This window comes from Sphaerotilus hippei (assembly GCF_003201595.1).
GTDB lineage: Bacteria > Pseudomonadota > Gammaproteobacteria > Burkholderiales > Burkholderiaceae_C > Sphaerotilus > Sphaerotilus hippei.
In genome coordinates this window covers 169,281-187,115 of record NZ_QJJS01000003.1, presented here as the reverse complement: position 1 = coordinate 187,115, position 17,835 = coordinate 169,281, and the positions used below count along the sequence as shown (strand labels likewise).

Genomic DNA, 17,835 nt, shown 5'->3' with positions numbered 1-17,835 from the left:
CGTGTCCGCAGGCCCGCCGCCGCTTCAGGGCTGCGGGCACGGCAGCGTCGCCGGCTGGTCGCGCAGCAGCGCGGCGAACTCGTCGGCGGGCAGCGCCGGGCTGAGCAGGAAGCCCTGGTAGCTGTCGCAGCGCTTGAGCCCCAGGAAGGCCAGCTGCTCGGCGGTCTCGACCCCTTCGGCCAGCACCCGCACGCCCAGGTTGTGGCCCATCGCGATGATGGCCGCGGCGATCTCCATGTCGTCGATGTCACGCGGGATGTCGGTGATGAAGCTGCGGTCGATCTTCAGCACGTCCAGCGGAAAGCGCTTCAGGTAGGAGAAGGACGAATAGCCGGTGCCGAAATCGTCGATCGCCACCCGCACGCCCATGTCGCGCAGGCGCTCGAGCATGCGCAGCGACTCGGCCTCGCGCTCCATCAGCGCGCCTTCGGTCAGCTCGAGCTCGAGGCGCTCGGCCGGAAAACCGGTGTCGGCGAGCACCTGCTGCACCTGGTGGGCCAGGTCGATGTGGTGGAACTGGCGCGGCGAGACGTTCACCGCCATCGACAGCGGCGGCAACCCCTGCTCGATCCAGCGTTGCCCCTGCTCGCAGGCATGGCGCAGCACCCAGGCCCCGAGCTGGTCGATCAGACCCGTGCTCTCGGCCACCGGGATGAAGCGTGCGGGCGGGATCATGCCCTCGACCGGATCGGGCCAGCGCAGCAGCGCCTCGGCGCCGATCACCCGCCCGCTGGCGATGTCGATCTGGGGCTGGAAGTGCAGCTGCAGCTGCTCGTCGACCAGCGCCCGGCGCAGCCGGTTCTCGAGCTGCAGGCGCTCGCGCGCGGCCAGCGTCAGGTCGTCGGCGAAGTAGCGGTAGACCCCGCGGCCATCGGACTTGGCCCGGTAGAGCGCGGCATCCGCGCCCTGCATCAGCGCCTGGGCCGTCTGGCCATGCTCCGGGTACAGGCAGATGCCCACGCTGACGCCCACGCTCAGCTCGATGCCCTCGCCAAGCCGCCACGGCTGCGACAGCGACTCGATCAGCTCGCTGGCCAGCCGGGCCGCGTCGTCGGGCTGCTTGACGTCCTGCATCAGCAGCGCGAACTCGTCGCCCCCCAGCCGGGCCAGCGTGTCGACCTTGCGCAGCCGCTGCGACAGCCGGTCGGCCACATGGCACAGCAGCTCGTCGCCGGCCAGGTGGCCGTAGCTGTCGTTGACGTCCTTGAAACGGTCCAGGTCGAGCATCAGCACGGCCAGATGGCCCTCGTTGCGGTCGGCCGTCAGCAGGGCCTGCTCCAGCCGGTGGCGGAACAGCAGGCGGTTGGGCAGCTGGGTCAGCGGATCGTGGTGGGCGAGGTGGTCGAGCTTGGCCTCGGAGTTCTTCAGCTCCGAGATGTCGGTGAACACGCCCACGTAGTGGCTGACCTGTGCCTGATCGTCGAACACCGCGCTGATGGACATCAGCTCCGGGCGCACCACGCCGTCCTTGCAGCGGTTCCAGATCTCGCCCTGCCAGTGGCCCGAGCGGGCGATGGTCTGCCACATCTGCTGGAAGAAGGTGTCGGAGTGGCGGCCCGAGGCCATGCAGGCCGGGGTGCGCCCGATCACCTCCTCCTCGGTGTAGCCGAGCAGCCGGGTGAAGGCCGGGTTGACGGAGACGATGCGCTGGCTGGCATCGGTGATCAGCACCCCCTCGAGCGTGCTGTCGAACACGGTGGCGGCCAGGCGCAGGCGGGCCTGCGCCTCCATCTCGTGGGTCTTGTCGGTGATGACGCCGGAGAAGCGCCGGCTCTGCCGCTGCGGATCCCACTGCACCATGCCGCGCGCGTGCAGCCAGCGGTCGTGGCCGTCGAAGCCGCGCACCCGCAGCTTGCGGTCGAACACGATGCGGCGTGCCAGCGTGTCGCGGATGGCCCGCCGGGTCACGACGACGTCATCGGGATGCAGGCGCTCGAGCAGGCGGAACTCACGATGGAAATCGCTGCCCTCGTAGGCCAGCATGCGCTCGACCTGCTCCGAAAAACGCACCGTGTCGCTCTTGAGGTCCCAGTCCCACAGGCCGTCGCCGCTGCCCTCGAGCGCCAGGCGCAGGCGGGCCTCGCTGTGCTCGAGCGCGCCCCGGTTCTGGCGATCCCGGGTGATGTCGCGGGCCACGGCCAGCACCTCCTGTTCGCCGGCCCGCACCATGCGCATCTCGAACCAGTGCTGCTGCTCGCGCAGGCCCAGCGAGTACTCGAACACCTGCAGCTGGCCCGAGCGCAGCACCAGCGCGAGCCGCTCCATCGCCAGCTCGGCCAGCGGGGCCGGCACGATCTCGCCGATGCGCCGCCCCAGCACCTGCTCCCGGGGCGCGATCAGCATGTCGGTCCGGCTGGCCCAGATGTCGATGAAACGGCCTTGATCGTCGAACAGGAACACCAGGTCGGGCAAGGCTGCCATCACGGCGCGCAGGCGGGCCTCGTTGAGGGCCAGCGCCCGCACCGCCCGGCGCTGGTCCTCCAGCAGCGACAGCAGGGCCAGGCGTGAATCGCGGGCATTGAGCAGCAGGGTCTGGGTGCGGGCGCTGGACTCGGTCAGCCGCTCCGACACCTCGCGCATCGCGGTGACGTCGCGCCCGATCGACACCACGCCAAAAGGCTCGCCCTGGTCATCGCGCAGCACCGACGTGCTGGTGTCGTGCACGACCCGCCGACCGTCCAGCCCGACATGATGGGTCTCGCGGTGGATGCTGGTGGCCAGCGCCACCGCGCTGTGGTCGGCGTCGATCAGCGCACGGGCCTGGTCGGCGCCGTGCACCTCGCCGACCGGGTGGCTCACGATCTGGGCCACCGGCCGCTGCAGCAGTTCGGCCAGTGCCGGGTTGGCCAGCAGGTAGGCGCCGTGCAGGTCGCGCACGCCGATGGCGTCGGGGATGGAGTCGACCACCGCACGCAGCAGGCGCTCGCGGTGCTGCAGCGTGACGTGGCCCGTCTTCAGCTCGTCGATGTCCTCGGCCGTCAGGATGCGCTGCAGCACGGGCAGGCCGGCCCCCGGGTTGCAGCTCATGCGCACACGCACCCAGAGCAGCCGCCCGTCGGGCCTGAGGATCCTCAGGTCCTGGGGGGGCGAGGTGGTGTCGGCCGCCGTCGACAGCAGGCGCCGGCAGCACTTGAGGTCATCGGGATGGAACAGCGTGACGAACGCCAGGCCCGCCAGCGCCTCGGCCTCGCGCCCCAGCAGGTTCGCGAACCGGCGGTTGCCGTGCACGATCAGGCCGGCCGGATCGATCGCCATCAGGCCGGTTCCGAGCTGGTCGACGGCCTGCATCAGCTCCTGCTGCGTCCGTGCGTGGCTGGCCTGCATGAGGCCCAGGCGACGTCGCCCCCACCAGAAGGCCGCGCCCGCGCCCAGCAGGGCGGCGAAGACGGCAGCGGCCAGCGGCGGGGCGGCCGGCCAGATCCAGCCGCTCGACCACGACAGCACCGCCAGCAACGCGAGGTACGGCAGCCCGCCACGCAGGCGCGGCCAGACCGGTCGGGGTACCGTGTCCTGCTCGACGCGGCTCATCGGCGGTCCTCCTGGGGCGCCCCGATGTCGGCCTCCGGGTACGGGACCGGCTGGCGATGGGCCCGGCTGAGGGCGTTGATCTCCCGCTTGAGCTCGATCACCCGCTGCTCCCGCTCCAGCGTGACCTGGTGCCAGCGCTGCAGTTCGTCGATCTGTCCCTCCAGCTGCCGGTTCACTTCCCGCTGCTCGGTGATATCCAGGCCATGGACCAGGTGCCCGAGCAACTGCCCCTCGCGACCGAACCAGGGGCGAGCCTCCAGCCACACCCAGCGCCAGATGCCGTCGTGCCGGTTCATGCGCAGCTGCAGGCGCAGCGCCTGGCGCTGCTCGATCAGCTCGCGCCAGGCCAGCATCAGCGCGCCGAGGTCATCGGGGTGGATGCGCTGCTGCCACGGGCTGGTGACCGCCTGCCGCTCGCTCTGGCCGGTGAACTCCAGCCAGCAGCGGTTGAACCACTGCAGATTGCCCTGCGTGTCCGCGGTGGCCAGCAGCGAGGCCCCGGCGTCGGCCAGGGCCCGGTAGCGGAACTCGCTGTCGGCCAGCGCCTGCTCGAGCCGGTAGGCCTCGTCGACGTCGCGGAAGACGATGACCACGCCGACCAGGCTGCCGTCACCCCGGCGCACCGGCGCGGCACTGTCGGCGATGTGGGTGCGCTTGCCGTGACGGGCCACCAGCACCGTGTGGTTGGCCAGGCCCACGACGACCCCCTCGTCGAGCACCTGCCGCACCGGGATGACCGCCGGCAGCCCGGTCTCGGCCTGCTCGATGCGGAAGACCTCCTCGACCGTGCGGCCACGGGCCTCCTGCTCGGTCCAGCCGGTCAGCGCTTCGGCCACCGGATTGAGCAGCGTGATCCGGCTCAGCGTGTCGGTGGCCAGCAGCGCATCCCCGGTCGAGTAGAGGATGGTCGAGAGCTGCTCACGATTGGCCTCCAGGTCGGCGCGGGCGCGCTCCAGCGTCTGGGCCATGTCGTTGCAGGCACGGGCCAGGTCGGCGATCTCGCGCGAGCCGGTCTCCTCGGCCCGGGCCGACAGCTGGCCCTGGCCCCACCGCGCGGTGGCCGCACCCAGCTGCCGCAGCGGGCGGGCCACGAGGTGCTGCAGCAGCATGCCCAGCATCAGCAGGGCCAGCGAAAAACCCGCCAGCTCGGGCAGACGTTCCTGCCAGATGCGCTCGAGGCGCAGCGCGCGTGACGGTCCCAGGTCCAGCGTCAGGTAGACCAGCCCGCGCTCGATGCCCCGCAGCTGCTGGTTGCCCTGGGACAGCCTGAAGGCCCGCATCATCGTCAGGTGCTGCCGGTCGGCGCTCCAGTCGAGCGTGGTCTGCAGGCCCATCAGCGCGGGCAGCAGCTGCTCGATGCGCAGCTGCGGATCGAAGCGGGTCAGCGACTGCCCGGCCCAGCTCTGGCGGTTGGCCAGCAGCACCTCGCCCGCCGCATTGAGCACCGCGATCGACGTCACGTCCGGGTGACTGCTGAGGCGGGCCAGCTCGGTGGGCAGGTCCGACGACGGTGCGTCCAGGTGCCGGATCACCTGCAGGCTCAGACGCGACAGCTCGCTGGAGAACTCCCGCACGGTCGCCTCCTCGAACTCGCGCATCTGGCGCCGCGATTCGGCCCACAGGCTGCCCACCCCGACCAGCACCAGGAACAGCCCCAGCAGCAGCGGAATGGCCACCGAGATCGACGGCCTCCAGCGGGCGAAGGCGCGGATCATGACCAGGGCTCCAGCGGCTCGACCGGCAGCAGGCTGTCGTCGAACAGGTCGTCCATCACCACCATGTGCTCCAGCAGGCGGGCGCCCAGCAGCACCCGCTCGAGCGCTTCGGCACTGTGCTGCAGCGGCGACGGCCGGCCCTTGAGCAGGCGCCGGTTCTCGGCGATGTCGGGCAGGATCACCTGGGCGAGGGCACGTTCGACGTCAGCCGCTGGCAGGCGCAGCCTGCGCCCGCTGATCTCCGCGGCCGCGGCCGGCTCGGCCGCCATCCAGGACCGCACCCGGAAATGCTGCCGGATCAGGTTCAGCAGGCCCTGGCGGTGGGTGCGGATCGCCGCCCGCTGCACGGCAAGCACGTCGACGATGGCCGACGTCAGGCCCCGGCTGTCGAACAGCCGCCTCGCCCCGAGGGCCTCGATCTGCGAGAGCACCGGCTCGTAGGAGACGATGGCGTCGATCCGGCCGGACCGCCAGGCGTCCAGGTGCTGGTCGATGCGGAGGTAGACCGGAATGACGTCCATCGTGCCCAGCCCCGCGCGGGTCAGCGCCTCGTGCAGCAGGAACGCACCGACCGCGCTGCGCTCCACGCCGATCCGGCGGCCCGCCAGCCCGGGCAGCCCGGTGATGTCGGCGCGCGCCAGCAGCCCGTCCCCGCCATGCGACTCGTCGAAGACCAGGACGGCGACGATGTCGAGCTGGTCGGCCCGGGCCGACAACAGTTCATCCAGCGTCAACCCCACGGCCTCGACATTGCCCGAGGCCAGCAGATGCAGCGCATCGGTGGACGACGGTGCCTCGATCAGGCGCACCCGGGAGCGATCGATCCAGCCGCGTGCCTGCGCCAGGTAGAGGCTCTCGTAGCCGATCCACACCGAGGTGGCGATCCGCAGCAGGGGTTCACGGCGTTCGCAACCGGACAGCCCGACACCGGCGGCCCATGCCATCGGCACGGCCCAGGCGGCCAGACTGCGTCGACGCCCCACGTTCACCATCGTGCACTCCTCCGCGGCCAGTGTGCTGGCCTCTTTGTGCCGATGATAGAGGCGGCAACGCCTCCCGGACGTGCTGGCGCTCAAATCGTCCGCTGGCGCGGCCGCCCGGCCCGCTCGGCCGCGGGGCGCCATGCGCCGAGGGCGTTGACAGGCGCCGCGCGGCTCGCGCAGAATCCGCCCCGCTCCGGGGTGCACATCATGGTGGTGTGCTGAGATGGTTGATCCGAACCCGCGAACTTGAACCGGTTAGTACCGGCGGAAGAAGAGCAGTCTGCCCCAGGCAGTGCATGGTCTCGAAGGCACCCGTGTGCCCTCGGCGGCCGTGTCGCGGGGGCGACCTCCGGAGCAGCCCAACCAGGAGTTGCTCCGATGAACGCCCCCGACAAGCTGCAAGAACTGCTCACGCTGACGCGCGAACCTTTTCCCGCGTCCACCAAGGTGCATGTCGAGGGCACGCTGCCCGGCGTCCATGTGCCCATGCGCGAGATCGCGCTGACCAATGGCGAGCGGGTCACCGTCTACGACACCTCCGGCCCCTACACCGACCCGACTGCCGCCATCGACGTGCGCAAGGGCCTGGCCCCGGTGCGCGCCGGCTGGATCGAGGCCCGCGGCGACACGGAAACCTACACCGGCCGCCAGCGCGCAGCCCTGGATGACGGCGTCAAGAACGAAGACCTGCATGGCGAGCGCATCAACGCGCTGCGCGCCGAAGCCGCCGGCCTGCAGCGCACGCCGCGCCGCGCCAAGGCGGGGCAGAACCTCTCGGGCAATGTGACGCAGATGCACTACGCCCGCCAAGGCATCGTCACGCCGGAGATGGAATACATCGCCATCCGCGAGAACGGCAAGCGCGAGTGGATGCGCGAATACCTGGGCGACGCCGAGCGCGAGGCCCGCCTGAAGGGCAACGCGATGGGCGCGCGCATCCCCGAGATCATCACGCCGGAGTTCGTGCGCGACGAAGTCGCGCGCGGCCGCGCCGTGATCCCGGCCAACATCAACCACCCCGAAGTCGAGCCGATGATCATCGGCCGCAATTTCCTGGTGAAGATCAACGCCAACATCGGCAACTCGGCCGTGACCTCCTCGATCGAGGAAGAGGTCGAGAAGCTGGTCTGGTCGATGCGCTGGGGCGGCGACACCGTGATGGACCTGTCCACCGGCCGCAACATCCACACGACGCGCGACTGGATCATCCGCAACTCGCCGGTGCCGATCGGGACCGTGCCGATCTACCAGGCGCTGGAGAAGGTCGGCGGCGTGGCGGAAGACCTCACCTGGAACATCTTCCGCGACACGCTGATCGAGCAGGCCGAGCAGGGGGTGGACTACTTCACCATCCACGCGGGCGTGCGCCTGCCGTTCATCCACCTGACGACCAAGCGCCGCACCGGCATCGTCAGCCGCGGCGGCTCGATCCTCGCCAAGTGGATGATCACGCACCACAAGGAAAACTTCCTGTACACGCACTTCGACGAGATCTGCGAGATCATGAAGGCGTACGACGTGACGTTCTCGCTGGGCGACGGCCTGCGTCCCGGCTCGTCGGCGGACGCCAATGACGAGGCGCAGTTCGCCGAGCTGCGCACGCTGGGCGAGCTGACCAAGACCGCGTGGAAGCACGACGTGCAGACCATGATCGAAGGCCCGGGCCACGTGCCGATGCACCTGATCCAGGCCAACATGGACGAGCAGATCAAGCACTGCGACGAGGCGCCGTTCTACACCCTCGGCCCGCTGACCATCGACATCGCGCCCGGCTACGACCACATCGCCTCGGCGATCGGCGCGGCCATGATCGGCTGGATGGGCACCGCCATGCTGTGCTACGTGACGCCCAAGGAGCACCTGGGCCTGCCGGACCGCGACGACGTGAAGCAGGGCATCATCGCCTACAAGATCGCCGCGCACGCCGCCGACAACGCCAAGGGTCACCCCGGCTCGCGCGCCCGCGACGACGCGATGAGCAAGGCGCGCTTCGAGTTCCGCTGGCGCGACCAGTTCGCCCTCGGCCTCGACCCGGAGACGGCCGAGGCTTACCACGACGAGACGCTGCCGAAGGACTCGTCGAAGGAGGCGCACTTCTGCTCGATGTGCGGCCCGAAGTTCTGCTCGATGAAGATCACGCAGGACGTGCGCGACTACGCCGACCAGCTCGGCGTGGACACGCAGGCGGCGCTGGCGCAGGGCATGGCGGAGAAATCGGCCGAGTTCAAGGCGGTGGGCGGCGAGTTCTACATCCCGATCCAGCTGGACCGGGGCTGATCGCGGGGAGCCCGGCCATGCACGCGCCCCGCTTCACCTCTTCTTCGATCGGCACGCCGTCGGGGTCAACCGGCCCGCACCTGCGGATCGGCATCGCCGGGGCCGGCGTGCTCGGGCGGCTGGCGGCGTGGAGCCTGGCGCAGGCCGGCCACCGCGTGACGGTGTTCGACCCCGCCACCGGACCCGAAGCCCGCCAGGACGGTCTGGGGCCGGCCGGCTTCACCGCGGCGGGCATGCTCAGCCCGCTGGCCGAGCTCGACCACGCCTCTGCGGCCATCGCGATGCTCGGCTGGCGCTCGATCGCGCTGTGGCGCCAGGTGGCTGACCGGCTGGCCGCCGACGGCGGCGCACCCGCGCCTCTGCTGATGCAGCAGCGCGGCAGCCTGCTGCTGGCCCACGCCGCCGACCTCGGCAGCGCTCAGCGAGTGCTCGACCGGCTGGCGCAGGCCGGCGCGCTGCACGAGGCCATGCCGCGCCCGCAGGCGCTGACGGGCGAGGCGCTGCGCACGCTCGAGCCGGCGCTGGAGCCGCACCTGCGGGCCTGGCTGCTGCCCGGTGAAGGCCAGGTGATGTCCCCGGCCATGCTGTGCACGCTGGCCGGGCAGGCGCCACAGGTGCAGTGGCGCTGGAGCCGCACGGTCACGGCGCTCGCCCCCGGCGTGATCGAGCTGGACGACGGCGAGCGCTGGGACGCGGACTGGGTGCTGGACCTGCGTGGCCTGGGCGCCCGCGGCCCGACCCCGCGGACCGGCGCCCCCGCCGGGGCGATCGACCGCCTGCGTGGCGTACGTGGCGAGGTGGTCTGGCTGCACGCGCCGGGCGTGGTGCTGAACCGGCCGGTGCGGCTGATGCATCCGCGCCACCGCGTCTACCTGGTGCCTCGCCCGGGCGACCTGTTCGTGCTGGGGGCCAGCGAGATCGAGAGCGAGGACCGCTCGCCGGTCAGCCTGCGCAGCGCCGTCGAGCTGATGGCCGCCGCCCACAGCGTCGTGCCGGCGCTGGCCGAAGCGCGCATCGTGCACCTGGAGAGCAACCTGCGCCCCGCCCTGCCCGACAACGAACCGCACACCGAGCTGCAGCCCGGCCTGCTGCGCATCAACGGCCTGTTCCGCCACGGCTGGCTGCTCGCGCCCGCCCTGCTGCAGGACGGCCTGGCGCAGGCCGGGCTCGGCAGCGCTCTCGGAGAACCCCGATGACCCCTGACCTGACCCCCGCCGGCCTCGACCTGATCGAGGTCAGCATCAACGGCGAGCCGCTGGCCGTGCCGCCCGCCTCCAGCCTGGACGGCGCGCTCGAGTGCCTGGGCGAGCGGCTCGATCCGCGGCGCTGCGCCACCGCGGTGAACGGCCAGTTCGTGCCGCGGGCGGCCCGGGCGGCCCGGCTGCTGCAGCCGGGCGACACGATCACCACCTTCCAAGCCATCGTCGGAGGCTGAATGCTGCCTGTCACCCAACCCTGGACGCTCTACGGCGTCACGCTGGACAGCCGGCTGCTGCTGGGCACGGCCGGTTATCCCTCGCCGGCCGTGCTGCGCGAGGCGCTGCAGGTCAGCGGCACGCAGGTCGTCACCGTCGGCCTCAAGCGCACGCTGGGGGCGGCCGGCGACAACGGCTTCATCGACCTGATCCGCGAGCTGCTGCCGGTGCAAGGCGCGCGCCTGCTGCCCAACACCGCCGGCTGCCGCACCGCCCGGGAGGCCATCACGCTGGCCCACATGGCCCGCGAGCTCTACGACACGCCGTGGCTGAAGCTGGAGGTGGTCGGCGACGAGCACACGCTGCAGCCCGACCCGTGGGAGCTGGTGCATGCGGCCGGGCAGCTGGTGCGCGACGGCTTCGACGTCTTTCCCTACTGCACCGACGACCTGGTGACCTGCCAGCGCCTGCTCGACGCGGGCTGCCAGGTGCTGATGCCGTGGGGCGCGCCGATCGGCAGCGGCCAGGGCCTGCTCAATCCGTTTGCGCTGCGCACGCTGCGCGAGCGGCTGCCGGGCGTGCCGCTGATCGTCGACGCGGGCATCGGCGCGCCGGCCCACGCCGCCCAGGCGCTGGAGCTGGGACTCGACGGCGTGCTGCTGAACTCGGCGGTCGCCCAGGCGGGCGATCCGGTGCGCATGGCCGCCGCCTTTGCCCATGCGGTGAAGGCCGGCCGGCTCGGCCGGGAGGCCGGGGTGATGGCCCCGCAGTCGATGGCCGTGGCCAGCACGCCGGTGACCGGCCGGCCCTTCCTGATCGGATGAGGCACATGAGCGACCCCCGACCGATCGTCTGGAGCATCGCCGGCAACGACAGCGGCGGTGGCGCCGGCCTGGCCGCCGACCAGCGGGCCGCGCTCGGCGCCGAGGTGCACCTGTGCCCGGTGGTCGCCGCGGTGACCGCGCAGAACTCGGTGGCGGTGACCCGCATCGAGGCGCTGCCGGTCGCGTGGCTGGAGGCCCAGCTGGAGGCCCTCGCCACCGACCTGCCCCCCGATGCCGTCAAGACCGGCCTGCTGGCCGGCGTGGCGACGGTGCAGGTGGTGGCCCGGCACATCGACACGCTGCGCCGGCGGCATCCCGGGCTGCCGCTGGTGGTCGATCCGGTGCTGCGCGCGAGCACCGGCGCGGCGTTTGCCGATGCGGCGCTGGTGCAGGCCTATGCGGCCGAGCTGCTGCCGCGGGCCACGGTGATCACGCCCAACCGCCGCGAGGCGCGGGCGCTGCTGGCGGCCGCCTGGCCGCAGCGCCGCCACGAGATCGCGCACTGGCCGGTGCCGGCACTGGCCGCGGCGCTGCGCGAGCTGGGCGCGCAGGCGGTCTGCATCACCGGCGGTGACGAGGAGCCTGGCGGCACGGCCGCCCCGGCGGGCTGGGCGCTCGACTGGGTCGATGCGCCGGTGCAGGCGCCTGGTCGACCCGAGGTCGCGGTGCAGGGCTGGCTGGCCCTGCCGCGCCTGGACACGGCACATCACCACGGCACCGGCTGCACCCACGCCACCCACGTCGCGGCCGCGCTCGCGCGGGGTTTCGTCGCGGCCGAGGCCATGGTGATGGCCAAGATGGCGACCACCACGGCCATCGCCCGGGGCCATCCGGCGGGCACCGGAGCGGGTCCGGTGGGCAGCTCGCACGGCGGCCTGACCGACGCGACCCACCTGCCCTGGATGAGCTGGGGCGACGACCTGTCCGACCTCGCGACCACGGACCGGGCCGGCACGGCGCCATCGCCGTCACCATCGCCGCTGCCCGCCGGTCTCTACGCGCTGTTCGACGACACCCGGTCGCTGGCCCGGGCGCTCGACGGGCTGCAGGCCCTCGGCGAGCCGGCCGCCCCGATGGCCGCGGTGCAGCTGCGCATCAAGCGCGAGGCCCACCCCGACCTCGACGACCGCACCTTCGACACCTGGCTGGCCACCGAGCTGCAGGCCGGCTGGCAGCGTGCCCGCGACGCCGCGGTCACGCTCTTCGTCAACGACCACTGGGAAACCACGCTGCGCACGCAGGCGCAGCAGCCCGGCCCGATCTGCGGGCTCGGCGTGCACCTGGGGCAGGAGGACCTGGAGCGGCTCGGCCCGGCCGGGCGGCAGCGCCTGCGCACCGCCCGCCGGGCCGGGCTGCAGCTGGGCGTGAGCTCGCACAGCCTCTGGGAGCTGTGCCGTGCCGCCGGCCTGCGGCCGGACTACCTGGCCTGCGGCCCGGTCTGGCCGACCACCACCAAGGACATGCCCTGGCAGCCCCAGGGGCTGGACAATCTCGCCTGGTGGGCCCACCTGTCGCCGGTTCCGGTGGTGGCCATCGGGGGCATCCTCGAGCCGGCGCAGCTCGCGCCGGCCCGCCGGGCGGGGGCACGGGCCGTCTGCCTGGTGCGGGCCTGGCGTCACGCCGGGCAGCAACAGCTGCTGGCGTGGTCGCGTGCATGGCTCACCGCCGACGCGGTGGCGTCGGATCGCCTGCCGGTCCCGGCCCGTCCGCACCCGAGCCTGCCGCACGCCCGTTTGCCGGAGGCCTCGTCCACGGCCCCCCGATGCGCGCCATCGGGGCACGCACCTGAAAGCAGCGACATCGTCACTCAGAGGGTATAATCACAGGTTCGGTGTTTGACTTGGGCTGGCCTGCTGTGCCAATCGGGGTCCTGCTCTGATCGGCTGATGGATGAGCCGCACGTTCTGGTCGATCCGATCGTGCCCCCGCAGCCGCATCTGCTCAACCACCACGGTGTGCCTGGCGTACACCGACACCTGAAGAATTTCAGGCCGGATGAGACCGAACCGTCCCCCGAACCCACTCACAGGAAATCAATGGCCAAGGAAGAACTCATCGAAATGCACGGCGTGGTGAACGAAGTGCTCCCCGATTCCCGTTTCCGTGTCACCCTCGACAACGGACACACGCTGGTGGCCTACACCTCCGGCAAGATGCGCAAGCACCACATCCGCATCCTCGCAGGCGACAAGGTGTCGCTCGAACTGTCGCCCTACGACCTGACCAAGGGCCGCGTGACCTTCCGTCACCTGGAAAACCGCGGTGGTGGTGGCAGCAGCGGCCCGCGCCGCCCTGGCCCGCGCTGAGCGTGGTCCCCGGCTCGTCGGCCTTCACCGGCCGCCGGGCCCGACTCAGGCCCGTCTCCCGCGACCCCTCGTCGCCGGAGCGCCGATCGGCCCCTGACGGGTCGACCTGAGGCGAGCGGCATGGCCCCGTGATGCTGCGCATCCGGCCTGCCGCCCGCAACGGCCCCGGACCTCCTGCGGGAAGTCCATGCCCGGTCCGTCCGCCTGAATGGCAGGCGGACCTGCAGATGATGGACGCCATGGCGCCACCGTGCCCGCCTGCAGCCTGCTCAGGACGCGACGGCCTGCGGCGGCCGCACACGGGCCAGCGCCTGGCGCAAGGTCTCGATCGGCAGATGGCCCTGGGCCACCAGCATCAGCTCGCCACCGACCTCGGCCACCAGCGCCGGGAAGCTGCCCACCCCCCAGGCCTGCACCTGACGGAAGTCCGAGCGGGTCAGGTCCCGCATCTCGTCCGATTCCAGGGCGCTGCGGAACTCCGCTTCCGGCAGGCCGGATTCGCTCGCGAGCGCGGTCAGCACCTCGGCCTGGGTGACATCCCGGCCCTCGGCATAAAACGCGTGCTGCAGCCGCTTCAGGTGGTCCCACGCCCGCTCCGGCCACAGGCTGCGCACGGTCACGACCGCGCGGCTCGCCGGCTCGGTGTCGTAGACGAAGCCGGCCCGGTGCAGCTGCGGGTGGGGCTGCGGCGCGAACGGCAGCCCGCTGACCTGGGCGACACGCAGCCAGTGCCCGTGGATCTCGTCGGCCCGGGCCGGCGCCATCGGCTCGGTGGTGTACGGGCGCAAGCCACCCATCACCAGCTCCAGGGACAAGGGCTGCGGCCTGGGCGGATCGGCCAGCAGTTCACCCAGCACGGCACCGAAGCCGTAGCACCAGGAACACATGGGGTCGGCGATGTAGAGCAGTTTCATGCGCCGATCGTAGTCGAGACGCCCGCGCGGCGGCGACGGCAGAAGACCTGGGGTGACACGACCGTGAGGCGACTGTGCTCGAATGGATGCTCCCCATCCCGAGCCGAGGTCCTCTCATGTCGCCCACGCCGTCCTCGATCCTGGCATTCTGGTTCGGCCCGCCCGAGGACCCCGATCACGCCCGGCCCCGCGCGGCCTGGTTCCGCAAGGACGAGGACTTCGACCGGCAGATCGCCACGCGCTTCGGCCCGCTGATCGAGGCCGCGCTGGCCGGCGACGGCGAGGCCTGGCGCGCCACCCCCGAGGGCTGCCTGGCGCTGATCCTCGTGCTGGACCAGTTCACCCGCAACACCGGGCGTGGCACGGCCCGGGCCTTTGCCGGCGACCGTCAGGCGCTGGACCTGGCCAGTGCCATGGTGGCCCGTGGCGAGGACCGGGGCCTGACGGGCGTGCAGCGGCAGTTCGTCTACCTGCCGTTCGAGCATTCGGAAGCGCTGGCCGAACAGGACGAGGCCGTGCGGCTGTTCGGGCAGCTCGGCCGGGACGAGCCCGCGCTGGCCGACCTGCTCGACTGGGCGATCGCCCGGTTCGGGCGGTTCCCGCACCGCAACGCGGCGCTGGGCCGCATCGACACGGCCGAGGAGGCCGAGTTCCTGAAGCAGCCCGGATCGGGCTTCTGAGGCCCGGTCCGGCCTGTCTCCGGGCTGCCCGCTCAGGCCAGCCGGGCCAGCCAGGCGGCTGCGCTGGCGCTGTCGAGCCTGAAATCCGGCGCGACCTTCCTGCGGGCGATCTCTTCACCCCGGGCGTCGACCGCGCTGAGGGTGGCGGTCGGCTCATGCTCGTCGGGATCGATGTCGAGCATCACCTTCACCCGGCCCCCGTCGGTCGACACCATCACGCTCTTGTGCAGCAGGGCGTGCAGCTGCTGCTCGTGGCGACGGATCACCTCGGAGGCGGTCTTGACCCAGGTGTGGAAGGCGGGCGCGTCCAGCGGCTTGGGGTTCTTCTTGTCGCGCCCCATGGTCCAGGGCGCGACCAGCGCCGGCTCGGACTCGCCATGGCGGGTCATCGAGACGGCCCAGCCCTCGTCGTCCTCGTTCTTGATGACCCGCGCGGTCCAGAGCTCGTCGCGCCACAGGCGCGGCGACTGGACCGGCGCGTACGGATCATCGTCGTCCGGAAGGTCGTCCACCTCAGACGCGCTCACCGACCCAGGCCTGCACGCTGGCCAGCGCACCGGCGAGCTTGCTCGCATCGGTGCCGCCAGCCATCGCCAGGTCCGGCTTGCCGCCGCCCTTGCCGCCCACCTGCTGAGCGACGAAGTTGACCAGCTCGCCCGCCTTGAGCCTGCCAATCACGTCGGCCGTGACGCCGGCGGCCAGCTGCACCTTGGCGCCGTCGACCGCCGCCAGCACGATCGCCGCGGTCTTGAGCTTGTTCTTGAGCTGGTCCATCGTCGTGCGCAGCGTGGCCGCGTCGGCGCCCTCGAGCACCGCGGCCAGCACCTTGACGCCGTTGAGGTCGACCGCCTGGGCCATCAGCTCGTCGCCCTGGCTGGAGGCCAGCTTGCCCTTGAGCGCGATCACTTCCTTCTCCAGCGCGCGCAGCTGCTCCTGCAGGCCGCCGATGCGGGCCGTCAGCTCGGTCGGCGCCGCCTTCAGTGCACCGGCCACGCTGCCGACCGTCGACTCCAGCCCCTGCAGATAGGCCAGCGCGTTGTCACCGGTGACCGCCTCGACCCGGCGCACGCCCGCGGCCACGCCCGACTCGGCCACGATCTTGAACAGGCCGATGTCCCCGGTGCGGCTCACGTGCGTGCCGCCGCACAGCTCCTTGGTCGAACCGATGCTCAGCACGCGCACGGTCTCGCCGTACTTCTCGCCGAACAGCATCATCGCGCCGGTCTTCTGCGCATCGTCGATGCCCATGACCTGCGACTGGGCCGCGGCGTTGGCCAGCACCTCGGCGTTCACCAGCGCCTCGACCCGGCGGATCTGCTCGTCGCTCATCGGCGCGTTGTGCACGAAGTCGAAGCGGGTGCGCTCGGCGTTGACCAGCGAGCCCTTCTGCTGCACATGGCTGCCCAGCACCTCGCGCAGGGCCTTGTGCATCAGGTGGGTGGCGCTGTGGTTGCGCACGATGCGGGCGCGGCGCTCGGCGTCCACGCGCGCGACCAGTCGGTCGCCCACGCGCACCTCGCCCTCAACGATGCGGCCGTGCTGGCCGAACACGTCGGCCTGGATGCGGATCGTGTCCTCGACCACGACCCGGCTGGTGCCGTTGCGCAGCTCGCCGGTGTCACCGACCTGGCCGCCGGACTCGGCGTAGAACGGCGTGTGGTCGAGCACGATCACCGCGTCGTCACCCGCACGGGCCGACTCGACCGAGCTGCCGTCGACGTAGACGGCCACCACCTGGCTGGTCTCGCAGCTCAGGTGCTCGTAGCCGTGGAAGGTGGTCGGGGCGCCCGAATACTCGAGGCCGGCGGCCATCTTGAACTTGCCGGCGGCCCGGGCCTGCTCACGCTGGCGGTTCATCGCGGCGTCGAAGCCGGCGGTGTCGACCGTCATGTCCCGCTCGCGGCAGACGTCGGCGGTCAGGTCGACCGGGAAGCCGTAGGTGTCGTGCAACTTGAAGGCGGTGTCGCCATCGAGGCGGCTCACGCCGGCCCCGTCCAGCGCGGCCAGCGCGCCGTCGAGGATCTCCATGCCGTTGGCGATGGTCTGGAAGAAGCGCTCCTCCTCCTGCTTGAGCACGGCGAAGATGCGGTCGGCGTTCTGGCGCAGCTCGGGGTAGGCCTCGCCCATCTGCACGGCCAGCGGATGCACCAGCGTGTGGAAGAACGGGGTGCGTGCACCCAGCTTGTAGCCGTGGCGGATCGCGCGGCGGGCGATGCGGCGCAGCACGTAGCCGCGGCCTTCGTTGCCCGGGATCACGCCATCGACGATGGTGAACGAGCAGGCGCGGATGTGGTCGGCGATGACCTTCAGGCTCGGGCTGGCGGCGTCGCAGCCGGCCGTGCCGTCGGTCACGCCGGCGGCGAAGTCCACCGCGTTCTTCGCGGCGGCCAGCAGCGCGACGAACAGGTCGATCTCGTAGTTCGAGTGCACGTGCTGCAGCACCGCGGTGATGCGCTCCAGGCCCATGCCGGTGTCCACGCTGGGCTTGGGCAGCGGGTGCATCACGCCGTCCTCGGTGCGGTTGAACTGCATGAAGACGTTGTTCCAGACCTCGATGTAGCGGTCGCCGTCTTCATCGGGGCTGCCCGGAGGGCCGCCGGCCACGTCGGGGCCGTGGTCGTAGAAGATCTCGGTGCAGGGGCCGCAGGGGCCGGTGTCGCCCATCATCCAGAAGTTGTCCGACAGGTAGCGGCCGCCCTTGTTGTCGCCGATGCGCACGATGCGCTCGGCGGGCACGCCGACGATCCGGTTCCAGATGTCGTAGGCCTCGTCGTCCTCGGAATACACCGTGACCCAGAGCTTGTCCTTGGGCAGCCTGAAGTGCTCGGTCAGCAGCTCCCAGGCGAACGAGATCGCATCGTGCTTGAAGTAGTCGCCGAAGCTGAAGTTGCCCAGCATCTCGAAGAACGTGTGGTGGCGCGCGGTGTAGCCCACGTTGTCGAGGTCGTTGTGCTTGCCGCCGGCGCGGATGCACTTCTGCGAGGTGGTCGCACGGCTGTACGGGCGCTTGTCGAAGCCCAGGAAGACGTCCTTGAACTGGTTCATCCCGGCATTGGTGAACAGCAGCGTCGGATCGTCGCCGGGCACCACCGGCGAGGAGGCCACGATCTGGTGGCCCTTCGACTCGAAGAACTTCAGGAAGGTCGAACGGATTTCGGAGGCTTTCATTCCGCGCTTTCGGCCGGTGTCGGCA

At 71.4% G+C, this 17,835-nt stretch carries 13 protein-coding genes and 1 riboswitch; of the genes, 7 read left to right on the top strand and 6 right to left on the bottom strand.

Translation table 11 applies throughout. The features are described from left to right. Positions 1-24 precede the first annotated feature (24 nt). Genes C7444_RS04575 through C7444_RS04565 form a run of 3 tightly spaced genes read right to left on the bottom strand, consistent with a single transcriptional unit; the run spans position 25 to position 6,235 of the window. Positions 25-3,528 carry a sensor domain-containing protein gene (locus tag C7444_RS04575; RefSeq protein ID WP_110399650.1) on the bottom strand — a complete coding sequence of 1,168 codons (3,504 nt, stop codon included), beginning with the start codon at positions 3,526-3,528 and terminating at the stop codon, positions 25-27. Further along, positions 3,525-5,243: a PAS domain S-box protein gene (locus C7444_RS04570; RefSeq protein WP_110399649.1), complete on the bottom strand. Its 1,719-nt coding sequence runs from the start codon at positions 5,241-5,243 to the stop codon at positions 3,525-3,527. Before C7444_RS04570 ends, C7444_RS04575 begins: the two co-directional genes overlap by 4 nt. Next, entirely contained in the window at positions 5,240-6,235 is a 996-nt protein-coding gene (locus C7444_RS04565) for an ABC transporter substrate-binding protein (protein ID WP_170130630.1), read from the bottom strand. The genes C7444_RS04570 and C7444_RS04565 overlap by 4 nt, the downstream gene beginning before the upstream one ends. A gap of 175 nt (positions 6,236-6,410) precedes the next feature. Then, positions 6,411-6,516: riboswitch (TPP riboswitch) on the top strand. Positions 6,517-6,604: 88 nt separating this feature from the next. Between C7444_RS04565 and thiC the strand changes: the two genes are divergently transcribed. The 6 genes from thiC (at position 6,605) to infA (ending at position 13,048) form a co-directional block, all read left to right on the top strand. Beyond that, positions 6,605-8,503 carry a phosphomethylpyrimidine synthase ThiC gene (gene thiC / locus C7444_RS04560; RefSeq protein WP_110399647.1) on the top strand — a complete coding sequence of 633 codons (1,899 nt, stop codon included), beginning with the start codon at positions 6,605-6,607 and terminating at the stop codon, positions 8,501-8,503. A gap of 17 nt (positions 8,504-8,520) precedes the next feature. Then, positions 8,521-9,699, top strand: a complete 1,179-nt coding sequence (locus C7444_RS04555) for an FAD-dependent oxidoreductase (protein WP_170130629.1) — start codon at positions 8,521-8,523, stop codon at positions 9,697-9,699. Beyond that, complete coding sequence (gene thiS / locus C7444_RS04550) at positions 9,696-9,938, top strand: sulfur carrier protein ThiS (RefSeq protein WP_110399646.1); 243 nt, start codon at positions 9,696-9,698, stop codon at positions 9,936-9,938. Before C7444_RS04555 ends, thiS begins: the two co-directional genes overlap by 4 nt. Next, positions 9,939-10,742: a thiazole synthase gene (locus tag C7444_RS04545; RefSeq protein WP_110399645.1), complete on the top strand. Its 804-nt coding sequence runs from the start codon at positions 9,939-9,941 to the stop codon at positions 10,740-10,742. A gap of 5 nt (positions 10,743-10,747) precedes the next feature. Further along, positions 10,748-12,562 (top strand): bifunctional hydroxymethylpyrimidine kinase/phosphomethylpyrimidine kinase, encoded by a 1,815-nt coding sequence (locus C7444_RS04540; protein ID WP_170130628.1) that lies wholly within the window; start codon positions 10,748-10,750, stop codon positions 12,560-12,562. Positions 12,563-12,778: 216 nt separating this feature from the next. Beyond that, positions 12,779-13,048 (top strand): translation initiation factor IF-1, encoded by a 270-nt coding sequence (gene infA, locus C7444_RS04535; protein WP_110399643.1) that lies wholly within the window; start codon positions 12,779-12,781, stop codon positions 13,046-13,048. Positions 13,049-13,317: 269 nt separating this feature from the next. Here infA and C7444_RS04530 read toward each other — a convergent pair whose 3' ends face one another. Then, positions 13,318-13,962: a DsbA family protein gene (locus C7444_RS04530; protein WP_110399642.1), complete on the bottom strand. Its 645-nt coding sequence runs from the start codon at positions 13,960-13,962 to the stop codon at positions 13,318-13,320. Between the two features lie 116 nt (positions 13,963-14,078). Between C7444_RS04530 and C7444_RS04525 the strand changes: the two genes are divergently transcribed. Continuing rightward, the gene (locus tag C7444_RS04525) at positions 14,079-14,642 is read left to right on the top strand and encodes a DUF924 family protein (RefSeq protein WP_110399641.1); all 564 of its coding nucleotides are present in this window, start codon (positions 14,079-14,081) and stop codon (positions 14,640-14,642) included. Positions 14,643-14,674: 32 nt separating this feature from the next. On the opposite strand, the gene C7444_RS04520 is transcribed toward C7444_RS04525, so the two are convergent. Then, positions 14,675-15,154: a hypothetical protein gene (locus tag C7444_RS04520; RefSeq protein ID WP_110399640.1), complete on the bottom strand. Its 480-nt coding sequence runs from the start codon at positions 15,152-15,154 to the stop codon at positions 14,675-14,677. A gap of 1 nt (position 15,155) precedes the next feature. Further along, positions 15,156-17,810 carry an alanine--tRNA ligase gene (alaS, locus tag C7444_RS04515; RefSeq protein WP_110399639.1) on the bottom strand — a complete coding sequence of 885 codons (2,655 nt, stop codon included), beginning with the start codon at positions 17,808-17,810 and terminating at the stop codon, positions 15,156-15,158. Positions 17,811-17,835: the final 25 nt, after the last annotated feature.